Source organism: Microbacterium esteraromaticum (genome assembly GCF_028747645.1).
Lineage (GTDB): Bacteria > Actinomycetota > Actinomycetes > Actinomycetales > Microbacteriaceae > Microbacterium > Microbacterium esteraromaticum_C.
In genome coordinates this window covers 2737532-2749163 of the sequence record NZ_CP118100.1, presented here as the reverse complement: position 1 = coordinate 2749163, position 11632 = coordinate 2737532, and the positions used below count along the sequence as shown (strand labels likewise).

At 71.5% G+C, this 11632-nt stretch carries 15 protein-coding genes; 9 read left to right on the top strand and 6 right to left on the bottom strand.

Annotated elements, in window-relative coordinates; all coding sequences use genetic code 11:
* Positions 1-29: 29 nt before the first annotated feature.
* The 3 genes from PTQ19_RS13280 to modA all read right to left on the bottom strand — a co-directional run bounded on the left by PTQ19_RS13280 (position 30) and on the right by modA (position 2409).
* On the bottom strand, positions 30-752 hold the full coding sequence (locus PTQ19_RS13280) for an ATP-binding cassette domain-containing protein (protein WP_274367668.1): 723 nt from the start codon (positions 750-752) through the stop codon (positions 30-32).
* Positions 749-1516, bottom strand: a complete 768-nt coding sequence (locus PTQ19_RS13275; protein ID WP_274369078.1) for an ABC transporter permease — start codon at positions 1514-1516, stop codon at positions 749-751. Before PTQ19_RS13275 ends, PTQ19_RS13280 begins: the two co-directional genes overlap by 4 nt.
* Positions 1517-1590: 74 nt before the next feature.
* Positions 1591-2409, bottom strand: a complete 819-nt coding sequence (gene modA, locus PTQ19_RS13270; protein WP_274367667.1) for a molybdate ABC transporter substrate-binding protein — start codon at positions 2407-2409, stop codon at positions 1591-1593.
* Between the two features lie 82 nt (positions 2410-2491).
* Between modA and PTQ19_RS13265 the strand changes: the two genes are divergently transcribed.
* The 4 genes from PTQ19_RS13265 to PTQ19_RS13250 are packed head-to-tail and all read left to right on the top strand — an operon-like array spanning position 2492 to position 5250.
* Positions 2492-3283: a HesA/MoeB/ThiF family protein gene (locus PTQ19_RS13265; RefSeq protein WP_274367666.1), complete on the top strand. Its 792-nt coding sequence runs from the start codon at positions 2492-2494 to the stop codon at positions 3281-3283.
* The gene (gene glp, locus PTQ19_RS13260; protein WP_274367665.1) at positions 3280-4515 is read left to right on the top strand and encodes a gephyrin-like molybdotransferase Glp; all 1236 of its coding nucleotides are present in this window, start codon (positions 3280-3282) and stop codon (positions 4513-4515) included. The genes PTQ19_RS13265 and glp overlap by 4 nt, the downstream gene beginning before the upstream one ends.
* Positions 4512-5012: a cyclic pyranopterin monophosphate synthase MoaC gene (gene moaC, locus PTQ19_RS13255; protein WP_274367664.1), complete on the top strand. Its 501-nt coding sequence runs from the start codon at positions 4512-4514 to the stop codon at positions 5010-5012. Before glp ends, moaC begins: the two co-directional genes overlap by 4 nt.
* 4 nt (positions 5013-5016) lie before the next feature.
* Positions 5017-5250 carry a MoaD/ThiS family protein gene (locus PTQ19_RS13250; RefSeq protein WP_274367663.1) on the top strand — a complete coding sequence of 78 codons (234 nt, stop codon included), beginning with the start codon at positions 5017-5019 and terminating at the stop codon, positions 5248-5250.
* 5 nt (positions 5251-5255) lie between these two features.
* Here PTQ19_RS13250 and PTQ19_RS13245 read toward each other — a convergent pair whose 3' ends face one another.
* A complete protein-coding gene (locus tag PTQ19_RS13245) occupies positions 5256-5681 on the bottom strand; it encodes a molybdenum cofactor biosynthesis protein MoaE (protein ID WP_274367662.1) in 426 nt (141 codons plus the stop codon).
* A complete protein-coding gene (locus PTQ19_RS13240) occupies positions 5678-6154 on the bottom strand; it encodes a MogA/MoaB family molybdenum cofactor biosynthesis protein (RefSeq protein WP_274367661.1) in 477 nt (158 codons plus the stop codon). Before PTQ19_RS13240 ends, PTQ19_RS13245 begins: the two co-directional genes overlap by 4 nt.
* A gap of 91 nt (positions 6155-6245) precedes the next feature.
* Here PTQ19_RS13240 and PTQ19_RS13235 point away from each other — a divergent pair, with 91 nt between their 5' ends.
* Entirely contained in the window at positions 6246-6896 is a 651-nt protein-coding gene (locus PTQ19_RS13235) for an ArsR family transcriptional regulator (RefSeq protein ID WP_274367660.1), read from the top strand.
* 3 nt (positions 6897-6899) lie between these two features.
* Here the strand turns inward: PTQ19_RS13235 and PTQ19_RS13230 are convergent, their stop codons facing one another.
* Positions 6900-7676, bottom strand: a complete 777-nt coding sequence (locus tag PTQ19_RS13230) for a hypothetical protein (protein WP_274367659.1) — start codon at positions 7674-7676, stop codon at positions 6900-6902.
* A 118-nt stretch (positions 7677-7794) separates the two neighbouring features.
* Here PTQ19_RS13230 and PTQ19_RS13225 point away from each other — a divergent pair, with 118 nt between their 5' ends.
* From PTQ19_RS13225 to PTQ19_RS13210, 4 genes are read left to right on the top strand one after another with little or no spacing between them, the layout of a single operon-like run.
* Positions 7795-8955 carry an NAD(P)/FAD-dependent oxidoreductase gene (locus PTQ19_RS13225; RefSeq protein WP_274369077.1) on the top strand — a complete coding sequence of 387 codons (1161 nt, stop codon included), beginning with the start codon at positions 7795-7797 and terminating at the stop codon, positions 8953-8955.
* Between the two features lie 40 nt (positions 8956-8995).
* A complete protein-coding gene (locus PTQ19_RS13220) occupies positions 8996-9241 on the top strand; it encodes a (2Fe-2S)-binding protein (RefSeq protein ID WP_206821792.1) in 246 nt (81 codons plus the stop codon).
* Positions 9238-10629: an FAD-dependent oxidoreductase gene (locus PTQ19_RS13215; RefSeq protein ID WP_274367658.1), complete on the top strand. Its 1392-nt coding sequence runs from the start codon at positions 9238-9240 to the stop codon at positions 10627-10629. The genes PTQ19_RS13220 and PTQ19_RS13215 overlap by 4 nt, the downstream gene beginning before the upstream one ends.
* The gene (locus PTQ19_RS13210) at positions 10629-11630 is read left to right on the top strand and encodes a proline racemase family protein (RefSeq protein ID WP_274367657.1); all 1002 of its coding nucleotides are present in this window, start codon (positions 10629-10631) and stop codon (positions 11628-11630) included. Before PTQ19_RS13215 ends, PTQ19_RS13210 begins: the two co-directional genes overlap by 1 nt.
* Positions 11631-11632: the final 2 nt, after the last annotated feature.

The window sequence follows — 11632 nt, the reverse complement described above, 5'->3', positions numbered from 1 at the left end:
AGGGGAGGTGCCGCGCGCGGCTCGGAGCGTCAGTGCGCGGTCGTCTCTGCGACGGCCGCGGCGAAGGCGGATGCCGGTGACCCGAGCACCTCGTCGAGCGGGCCCCGTTGGGTGATGCGGCCGTTCTCGAGGATCAGCAGTTCATCGGCGAGAGCCTGGGCGTCGGCCAGCGTATGAGAGACGACGATCGTCGTCGTACCGCGCAACTGCTCGCGCACGACACCGCGCAGCTCGGCGGCGGCCTGCACATCGAGCGATGAGAACGGTTCGTCGAGCAGCAGCAGGCGCGGGCGCGCCGCCAGCGCCCTGGCCAGTGCGACGCGTTGCCGCTGACCTCCCGACAGGTGCTCCGGGCGGTGCCGTCCGTGCTCGGGCAGGCCGATCCACGGCATCCACTCCTCGGCGACGGTGACCGAACCGGCGCGCGACGCCCCCGTCGACCGGGCCGCGAACGCGATGTTCTCGACGGCGGTCATGTGCGGGAAGAGCAGGGCGTCCTGCCCGAGCAGGCCGATGGCCCGCCGAGACGGCGCCGTGTGCCGGCGACGGTCGGCCAGGCGCACCCCGTCGATCGACACCTGGCCGGCATTGAGGCGCGTGAGGCCGGCGATGGCCTCGAGCAGGGTCGTCTTGCCTGCGCCGCTCGGCCCCATCACCGCCAGCACGCCGCCGGGGCCGACCGTCAGTCTCGCGTCGACGTCGGCGTGCGCCACGACGATGTGCGCGTCGAGGGCCCCGCGCGACCCGGTCACCGCAGCGTCCCCGGACGCCAGGCGCGCACGAGCAGCAGCACGACCACCGCGGTCGCCAGCAGCAGCAGCGACAGTGCCACCGCCGTCTCACGGCCGGTGCCCGCCCCGTTGAACGCGGTGTAGATCGCCAGGGGCATCGTCTGCGTCACCCCCGGGGCGTTGCCGGCGAAGAGCGCGGTAGCGCCGAACTCACCGATCGCGCGAGCGAAGCACAGGATCACCCCGACGAGGATTCCCGGTGCGGCCAACGGCAAGGTCACACGCCACAGCACGCGCCACGGGCCGGCCCCGAGCGTCGCAGCGGCGCGTTCATAGCGGCCACCGACACCGCGCAGCGTGCCCTCGACGGCGAGCACGAGGAACGGCAGCGCGACGAACGCCTGCGCGAGTACGACCGCGGCGAACGAGAACGGCAGCGTCAGATCGAACCAGGCCGACAGCACCTGTCCGAGTGGACTGGTGCGTCCGAACAGGAACAGCAGCGCCACGCCGCCCACCATCGGCGGCAGAACGAGCGGTACCGCGACCACCGCACGCAGCAGCGCAGAGACGCGCGGCCCCGACCGGGCGATCAGCAGGGCGAGCGGCAGCCCCAGGATCAGGCACAGCGACGTGGCAGCCAGCCCGCTCAGCAGTGACAGCCGCAGGGCGTCGAGCGCGGCCGGCGACGTGACATCATGCCACAGCGTCGACCATGACGCCCGCGTGGTCAACGCGACCAACGGGAGCACCAGCAGACCGATTCCGAGCGCCGCAGGTGCCATGAGCAGGAACGGCGTGCCAGTGCCGGTATCCGCGCGGGGCCCGGCGGTGCGGGGGGCCCGTGCTGCGTTCGCGCTCATGGCGCACCGAATCCGCGGGTCTGCAGCAGCTGCTGGGCTTCGTCGCCCAGCACGAAGGCGGCGAACGCGACGCCGGCCGCGTTCGCCCCATCGAGCGCGACGACGGGGTAGCGGTTCACGACATCGCCCGCGCCGACCGGAACGAAGCTCTCGACCGCGGCATCTCCGAGCACATCCGTGGCGTACACCACCCCGGCATCCGCCTCGCCGGCCGCGACCTTCTGCAGCACCGCGGTGACGTTCTGCTCCAAGCTGGCGGGGGCCACCGACACTCCGGCATCGTCGAGGAGTCGTGTCGCCGCGACTCCGCACGGCACCTCCGGGGCGCACAGCACCGTGACCGCACGCGAGAGATCGGCCAGGGCGGTCACGCCGGCCGGGTTGCCGACCGGCACGGCCACGACAAGCGTGTTCGTCGCGAACACCACGGGGTCACTCGCCAGCCCGGCGTCGACGACCACCTGCATGCTGTTCTCATCGGCCGCCGCGAAGACATCGGCATCCGCGCCCTCCTGCACCTGCACCGCCAGCGTGCTCGAACCGTCGTAGACGGCCACGACGTCAACGCGCGGGTGGCGGGTCTCGAACGCGGTCGCGATCTCGTCGAAGACGGTGCGCAACGACGCCGCCGCGAACACGGTCACCGTGCCGGTGAGCGCATCGCCGGCCGTCGGCGGCGCGGCGTCGAGAGGCGCGGTGTCGGATGCCGGAGCGCAGCCCGCCAGCAGCAGAGCGGCCAGCACGGTGATGCCCACCGGCGCGCGGCCCGTCACACGCGCCCGCCGCAGCGGCTCGGGAAGGCGGCGGCAGGGCATGCCCCGAGCATAGGGAGCGCGTGCGCGCAGATCCAGGTCTTGCGCACTGGCGCGGTGCGGCGCCGGACCGTAGCCTCGGAACATGGCGCTGCCCCCTCTCGTCGAACCCGTCGACGCTCTGAGCAGTGCCGAGGCCGTGCGCACCGCCCGCCATCAGGTGCTCACCGGGCTCGGCGAACTCGGCCAGCGCCGACTGCGGGCCGCGCACGTCGCCGTCGTCGGCGCAGGTGGGCTGGGCGGAGCCGTCGTGCTCGCGCTCGCCGCCGCCGGCATCGGCACTCTCACGGTCATCGACGATGACATGGTCGAGCTGTCGAACCTGCAGCGCCAGGTCATGCATCGACACGCCGACCTCGGAGCCGCCAAGGTCGACAGCGCGGTGCGGACCGCGGCGGACCTCTGCCCCGAGACGGTCGTGCATCCCGTGCGCACACGGCTCACCCACGACAACGGCGCGGCACTGCTGGCCGGAGCGGATGTGGTGGTCGACGGCACCGACACCTTCGCCTCGCGCTGGGACGTCGCCGACGCCACCGAGACGCTGGGCGTGCCGCTGGTGTGGGGAGCCATTCAGCAGTTCACCGCGCAGGTGACGGTCTTCTGGGCCTCTCCGCCACCGGGAACGCCGCCGGTCGTCCTCAGCGACCTGCATCCGCGCGGCGACCTCAGCGAGGTGCTCGCCTGTGCCGACGTCGGGGTGTTCGGTGCGCTGTGTCTTCAGATCGGCGCGGTGCAGGCGATGGAGGCCATCAAGCTCATCGCCGGCATCGGTGATCCGCTGATCGGACGCGTGGCGGTGATCGACGCATTGCGGGCGACCTCGCGTGAGGTACCGCTGCGCGCTGCGCAACCGCCAGCGGGAGCGGCATCATGACCTACCGCGCTGTGGAGGAACAGCTTGCGCTCGTGCTGGCGGCCGTGCGGCAGCATCCGCCGCAGCGCGTCGCCGTCGACCAGGCGCACGGATTCACGCTGGCGGTCGATGCGCGCGCCGCCAGCGCCGTGCCCGCCTTCGACAACTCGGCCATGGACGGCTTCGCCGTGCGCCGGGACGACGTCGTCGCGGCCGCACCCGACTACCCCGTCACGCTCCGCGTCGTCGCCGACGTTCCCGCCGGAAGCGCGCACGATCCGGAGCTGCGCGCCGGGGAATGCGCACGGATCATGACCGGCGCCGCGGTGCCCAGCAGCGCCGATGCCATCGTGCCGTTCGAGGACACCGTCGGCGGGCTCACCGACTCGCAGCGGCACGCCACGGTACTGCGAGCGCCGGTGGCCGGAGCGTACATCAGATCGATCGCCGATGACATCGCCGCGGGCGACGTCGCGCTCGCCGCGGGCGCCCACCTGGGTGCCCGACAACTCGGGGCGTTGGCGGGCGCCGGTGTGGCCACGGTCGAGGTGTCGCCGCGCCCGCGCCTGGCCATCGTCTCGACGGGCTCCGAACTCGTCGCGCCGGGGCGACCGCTCCACCGCGGCCAGATCCCCGAGTCGAACGGCATTCTGCTCGCCGCGCTCGCCGCCGAGGCCGGGGCAGAGGTCGCACTGCGCAGAGTGATCTCTGACGACGACCACGGCGGTGTGGCCGATGTGATCGCCGACGCACAGCGGCACGGCGTCGACGCCGTGGTCTTCTCGGGCGGAGTCAGCGCCGGTGCATACGAGATCGTCAAGCAGAGCCTCGCGCACCGGATGGAGTTCACCAGCGTGGGCATGCAGCCCGGCAAGCCACAGGGGTTCGGCACGACCGAGCAGGGGATGCTGCTGTTCGGCCTGCCCGGCAATCCCGTCAGCGCAGCGGTGTCGTTCGAGGTGTTCGTGCGCCCCGCGTTGTTGCACATGCAGCGCCGCACCGCTCTGCACCGCCCGCGCCTGCGTCTGCCCGCCGGTGCCGACTGGCGCACCCCGCCCGGGCGGCGGCAGTACCTGCCCGCGGTCATCGACCGCACCGACCCCGCACGGCCCGTCGTGCGGCCGGCGAGCGCGGGCGGATCCGGGTCGCATCTCAGCGTGGGCCTCGGTGCCGCCGAGGTGTACGCGATCGTGCCCGCCGACACCGAGCGCGTCCGCGCCGGCGACCTCATCGACGTCATGGAGCTGCGATGACCTTCACCCATCTCGACGCACACGGCCACGCCCGCATGGTCGACGTCACCGACAAGACCCCCACCGCGCGTTCGGCGACGGCGCGGGGCTTCGTGCGCTGTGCCGCGCACACCGTCGATCTGCTGCGCGATGGCGCGGTCCCCAAGGGCGACGTGCTCGCCGTGGCCCGCATCGCCGGCATCCAGGCCGCCAAGCGCACCCCCGAGCTGCTGCCGCTCGCGCACGTGATCGGCGTGCACGGTGCGGTGGTCGACCTGGCGGTCGATGACGACGGCGTGTCGATCGAGGCCACCGTGCGCACCGCCGACCGCACCGGCGTCGAGATGGAGGCGCTCACCGCCGTCACGGTCGCCGCGCTCGCCGTCGTCGACATGATCAAGGGGCTCGACCGCTCGGCATCGATCGAGCACGTGCGCATCACCGCCAAGGAGGGTGGGCGCAGCGGCGCCTGGAGCCGACCCGACGACGAGACCCGTGCCGTGGACGAGGGGGCGTGACAGCATGACCATCGTGCGTCTGTTCGCCGCCGCGCAGGACGCGGTCGGACACGACTCGCTGCCGACGGATGCGCGCACACTCGGCGAGCTGAAGGAGCGTCTGGTGGCCGACCACCCGGCGCTGCGAGACCTGCTGCCGCGCTGCGCCGTGCTCGTCGACGGCGCGCGGGTGGGGGAGTCACACCGGCTCGACGGGGCGCGGATGGTCGACGTGCTGCCGCCGTTCGCCGGAGGCTGAGCGCGCTACCCGCCGAGCCCCTTCCACGCCGACGTGCCGTCGGCCTCGATCTGCCTCTTCCACACCGGCAGGTCGCGCTTGATCGCCTCGATCACCTCGCGGCACACGACGAACGCCTCATGGCGATGGGCCGAGGCCACGGCGATCACCACGGCGGCGTCGCCGACGACCAGACGACCCGTGCGGTGGCTGACGGCGACGAGGGCATCCGTGCCCTTCGCTGCATCCGTCGCGATGCGCGCCAGCGTCTGTTCGGCATCGGGGTGCGCGCTGTACTCCAGCGCGACGACGAGATCGGTGGCATCCGGGTCATGGTCCCGCACCCGGCCGACGAAGGTGGTGACGGCACCGGCTGTCGTGCTCTCGACGGCGGCGATGTGCTCGTCGAGCGACAGCGGCGTCTCTGACATTCGGGCGAGGCGGACGGTCATCGGTGGTCCTCGCCGTCGAGTTGATCGAGCACGTGCTGCGCGATCGAGAGGACTATCGGCATGCCCTCGGCGACCGCCTTCGGCGATCCCGGCAGGTTGACGATGAACGTTCGACGCGAGACCCCCGCGATCCCGCGGGACAGCATCGCGGTCGGTGTCACCGCGGTGCCCGCGTGGCGCAGCTGTTCGGCGACACCGGGCAGCATCCGCTCGATCACCCGTGACGTGCCCTCGGGGGTCTCATCACGCGGGGCAACGCCGGTGCCACCCGTGGTCACCACCAATCGGATGCCCGTGGCCAGGAACCCGCGCAGGGCCTGCTCGACGGCATCCGCCCCATCGGAGACGACGCAGGCGTCGGCGCAGTCGAAACCAGCCTCACGGAGCGCGGCGACGGCGACCGGCCCCGCCGTGTCGTCGCGGATGCCCGCGGCCGAGCGGTCCGAGACGGTGAGGACGGCCGCAGTCGACATGCGGCCAGCCTAGCGATCCGCGCACTCGGCGCGGCCGTGATTATTCACGGCCAGTGGCGAGGGAGCAGCCAGGGCCGTCTGGGATGATGGGATGATGGCCAACGGGGGGCTCGCATACGGGCCGATTTCGAGCTATTCGCGGGTGCGCATTCTGCACCTGCTCTTCGTCGCCGCCTCCGAACAGGGGCGTCCGGAACGCACGATCGGCGAGCTGTGCGAGGCCACGGGGCTGCACGCGAACACGGTGCGCGAGCACCTGCAGCGCCTGATGGAGGGCGGTTACGTCATTCAATCGATCGAGCGCCGCACCACCCGCGGACGCCCGCGAACGCTGTACACCGCGGTGACCGGACTGCCCGAGGCGTCGAGCCCCGTCGCCCGCGAGAAGGTCGCCGAAGCCGCCCGGCGCGGTGATCTGCTGCGTCGGATGCTGGCCGAGGGTGACTCTGAGCTGGGGCGCGAGGCAACCTACCAGCTCGACGCCCTCACCGAGCACCTCGAAGAGAGCGGCTTCGAGCCGATCATCGACGAAGAACAGCTGACGGTCGAACTCACACCGTGCCCGCACGCCGCCGGTGCGCCCGAGCACCGGCCGATGCTGTGCCAGGTGCATCTGGGGCTCATGCAGGGCGTGCTCGCCCAGGCGGGCGGACCGCTCAAGGCGGAGTGTGTGCAGGCGCCGCAGCGTCCTGAGGAGTGCACCGTGCAGCTGAGGCTCAGCGCTCAGGCCGCGGCGGCCTGAGCGCTACTCGTAGAGCGAGGCGACGGGCTCCATGACGATGCCCTGCGCCTCGAAGGCGCGGCGGCGCTCCTCGATACGGCGGTGCATCTCGGTCTGTGCGTCCGCCACGAGCGCGGCGGGCAGCTCGACCGAGGTCGGGGCGGGGTCGCCGTTGCCGGCGGCGATGTACGCGTCGAGCTCTGGGCCCGACGTCCACGAACTGATCAGCGCATAGCGCGGGGAATCGCCCTGATGCCAGACCGCGTGCCAGAAACGCTGGGTGTCGACGATGATGCGCGACCCGGCCGATAGCGGCAGGCGGATCTCGGTGGCCGGGTCGAAGCGGTCCGAGCGCAGGATCAACAGCGAGTCGGCGTCGTCGGTGAGGTTGAGCCAGCTGCGCACGACCCAGCCGGTGCCCTCGGCGTTCAGCCGGTTGTTGTCATCCTGATGCAGGTTGTAGATCGCGTCGGCGTAGGTGTTCGGCTGCAGCTCGATCACCCGGCAGCGGCCGACGTTCGCACCGGGCTCGAGGGCCATGCGCTGCAGCGTCGGGGCCTTCGCGACCTGCGGGGCGATCCACACGCCGTCCTTGTCGGTGCGTGGCGGGGTGTGGTTCCAGAACCCGTTGCACTCGAGATCGCCGGAATAGCTGGCCAGTGGGGCGAAGCGGGTGATGCCCGACGACCGCCACCCCGTATATTCCAGACCCTGCCACTCGGTGGGGTCGATCGACAGCTCGAGGCGGTCGAGCACCACCAGTCCTGTCGCGTCCAAGGCGGGCGAGGTGAGGAATCCCATCGCGTTCTCCGTTCCGGCATCCGATCCGCCCTCCATCGTAGGCCGACGGCGCGGCCAAGGTTCGCGATGCAGTAGCATTTCACATGTCACTACTGACTCGAGGTGGAGAGAGGTGAACATGCGCGTCATCGTGATCGGTGCCGGCGCCATCGGCGCGGCATGCGCCCTGGCGCTCACGGAGGCCGGCGCCGACGTCATCGTGATCGACCGCACCGGCGTGGCCGGCGAGACCTCCAGCAGGTGCGAGGGCAACATCCTGGTCTCCGACAAGGGTCCCGGCCCCGAGGCACTGATGGCCATCGAGGCGAACCGTGCCTGGCGGGCCCTCGCCGAGCGCCTCGACGCCGACCGGCTGCCCGGCCAGCCGGCGACCGAGTTCGAGGCGAAGGGCGGCGTGGTCGTCGCATTCGCCGGTGGGGCAGAGGCACTCGGGAGCTTCGCCGAGGCGCAGCGCGGTATCGGCATCCGGGCCGAGGTGCTCGACCGGAGTGCGCTGCGGGCCGCCGAACCGCACCTTGCCCCGGATCTCGCCGTCGGCGTGCACTACGCCGACGACGCGCAAGTGCAACCCAGTCTCGCAACCCAGGCGATGCTGGCGCGTGCGCGGCATCTCGGCGCGCACCTGCGGATCACCGAGGTCACCGGCGCCGTCATGCACGCCGGGCGCGCGCACGGCGTGCTCACCACCGAGGGTCGCATCGACGCGGACGCGGTAGTGAACTGCGCCGGACCTTGGGCGGGCGAGGTCGCCGCGCTCTTCGGCGCCGACCTCGACATCAGGCCGCGACGCGGGACGATCCTCGTGACGACGCCGATGCCGCAGCGCGTCTTCCACAAGGTGTACGACGCCGACTACGTCGGAGCCGTCGGGTCGGCCGACGCGGCTCTGCAGACCTCCACCGTCGTCGAGTCCACTCCGGCGGGTACGGTGCTGATCGGTTCGAGTCGCGAACGGGTCGGTTTCTCCGGCGCGGGACTGCTGGCCCCGCTGGCCGAGATCGCCGCGAAGGCATCACGGCTGTTCCCGTTCCTGCGCGACACGATGCTGCTGCGCACGTACTACGGGTTCCGACCGTACACGCCCGATCATCTGCCGGCGATCGGAGCCGACGCGCAGGTGTCGGGTCTGTTCCACGCGGCGGGACACGAGGGGGCGGGCATCGGTCTCGCCCCGACCACCGGCGCCCTGATCGCTCATGCCGTGCTCGGTGTGGCGGCGCCGTTGGATCCCGCTCCGTTCCTGCCCTCGCGGAGCGCACTGCGAGGAGCGGCCGCATGAGCACCGGCATCCGATCTGAACGCCCGGGGAAGGACGCGCGATGAGCATCAGCATCCGAGTCGACGGAGTCGAACTGTCGGGGCGCGACGGCCAGACGATCGCCGGTGTGCTGCTCGGCAACGGACAGCGCACGTGGCGCGACGCGCACGACGGCCGGCGCGGCATCTTCTGCGGGATCGGTGTGTGCCAGGACTGTGTGCTCACCGTCAACGGTGTCGAGGGCGTGCGTGCCTGCCAGCGCACGGCGGTGGACGGCGACGTGATCGAACGAGAGGGCAGGGCATGAATCGTGTCGTCGTGATCGGTGCCGGGCCCGCGGGCCTCGCGGCGGCCGCATCCGCCGCCACGGCCGGCGCGGACGTCGTGCTGGTCGATGAGGGCGAGCGCGTCGGCGGTCAGTTCTGGCGGCATCATCCTGATCTCACCGACCCCCGTCTGCAGCACCAGCTCGGTCGGTTCGGTCGTCTGCGCGAGTCTCTCTCGACGGTGCGGATGGTGTCGTCTGCGAGTGTCTGGCGCGTCGAGGTCGATCCGCTGCGCGTGCATGTGCTCGTCGGGCCGGCGGATGCCACGGGCCGCGCAGCGGAGACCCTGACGGCGGATTCCGTCGTCGTCGCCACCGGCGCGCACGACCGCGTGCTGCCCGTGCCGGGTTGGACGCTGCCCGGTGTGACGTCCGCCGGTGCCATCCAGGCGCTGGCGAAACGTGACGCACTGGCGCCGGGGGAGAGCACCGTCGTCGCCGGCGCCGGTCCGTTCCTGTTGCCGGTCGCGCAGAGCGTCGCGCTGCAGGGCGGGCGGGTCGCCGAGGTCGTCGAGGCGGTGGGGTTCGGAGCGATCCTGCGGGGCTGGGGAACGAAGGCCTGGCAGCTCACCGCCGCAGCCGGCAAAGCCGGCGAACTCAGCGGCTATGTGGCATCCCTCGCCCGTCATCGCACGCCGTACCGGTTCGGAAGCGCGGTCACGCGCATTCATGGGACGGATGCTGTCGAAGCCGTCACCGTGCAGCGCATCGACACGCAGTGGCGGCCGATCGCGGGCACCGAGCGCACGGTCGAGTGCGACTCGGTGGGTCTCGGCCACGGCTTCACGCCCCGTCTGGAGACGGCGATCCAGTTCGGCTGCGCGATCAGCCCGGATCGTTTCGTCACCGTCGATGCCGAGCAGCGCACGACCGTGCCCGGTGTCTTCGCGGCCGGTGAGATCACCGGTATCGGCGGAGCGGATGCGGCGCTCGCCGAGGGGGAGATCGCGGGGCTCGCGGCCGCGGGCGCCGCATCGGACGATCCGCGTCTGAAAGGTGCGGCCGCGGTCCGTCGGCGCATGCACGCGTTCGCCGCGCGGCTCGAGGTGCACGGCATCCGCGCCGGGTGGACGGCTTGGCTCGACGACGACACGATCATCTGCCGCTGCGAGTCGGTGCGCCGGAACGTCATCGACGAGTACGTCGCAACATCGTCACGCGGCATGCGGCTCGCGACGCGTGCCGGGCTCGGCGCCTGCCAGGGCCGCACCTGCGGCCGCAGCGTCGACGACATCACCGGAGCGGCGGGAAGCACCGTCGGCGCGGGATTCGAACATCGCCCCGTGCTGTCGTCCGTGCGGATCGGTGAACTCGCCGGCCTGTCGAACGGCGCCGGCACCCTCGACACAGAACCGTCAGGAGGAAACTGATGCGCGCACGCCGCACCATCCAGGCCGTCGACTCCCACACCGAGGGCATGCCGACACGGGTCGTCACCGGCGGGGTCGGGCGTATTCCCGGCGCGACGATGAACGACCGGCGTCTGTACGCGATGGAGCATCTCGACGGGTTGCGCGGGTTTCTCATGAATGAGCCCCGTGGACATGCCGCGATGTCGGGCGTGCTGCTGCAGCCGCCCGCCCGCGACGACGCCGACTGGGGGATCGTCTTCATCGAGGCGTCAGGTTTTCTGCCGATGTGCGGTCACGGCACGATCGGTGCGGCCACGGTGCTCGTCGAGACCGGCATGGTCGAGGTGACCGAGCCGGTCACCGAGATCCGACTGGACGTCCCGGCCGGACTGGTCATCGCGCGTGTGCGCGTCGAGAACGGACGCGCGGTCGATGTGACCATCGAGAACGTGCCGAGCTTCGTCGACCGACTCGATGAGCGCCTCACGGTGCCCGGCATCGGAGAGATCACCTACTCGGTCGCCTTCGGCGGCAACTACTACGCCCTGGTCGACCTCGACGAGGTGGGGTTGCGGTTCGACCGTGCCCAGCAGGACGAGATCCTGCAGGCCGGACTGAAGATCATGGACGCCATCAACACCCAGGAACCCCCGGTGCACCCGGTGCTGGAGGGCGCGGATCACGTGCATCACGTCGAGTTCATCGCCCCGGGGTCGGATGCCGTCCGCTCGCGTCATGCCATGGCGATCCACCCCGGGTGGTTCGACCGTTCGCCCTGCGGCACCGGCACGAGCGCGCGCATGGCCGAACTGCATGCCCGTGGCGAGCTGGCACCGGGCGCGCCGTTCGTGAACGAATCGTTCATCGGCACCGCGTTCACCGGCCGGATCGTCGGCGAGACCACGGTCGGCGACCGTGCCGCGATCGTGCCCACCATCACCGGACGCGCCTGGGTCACCGGGCTCGGCCAGTATCTGCTCGACGAGAACGATCCGTTCCCCGAGGGGTTCGTGTTCTGAGA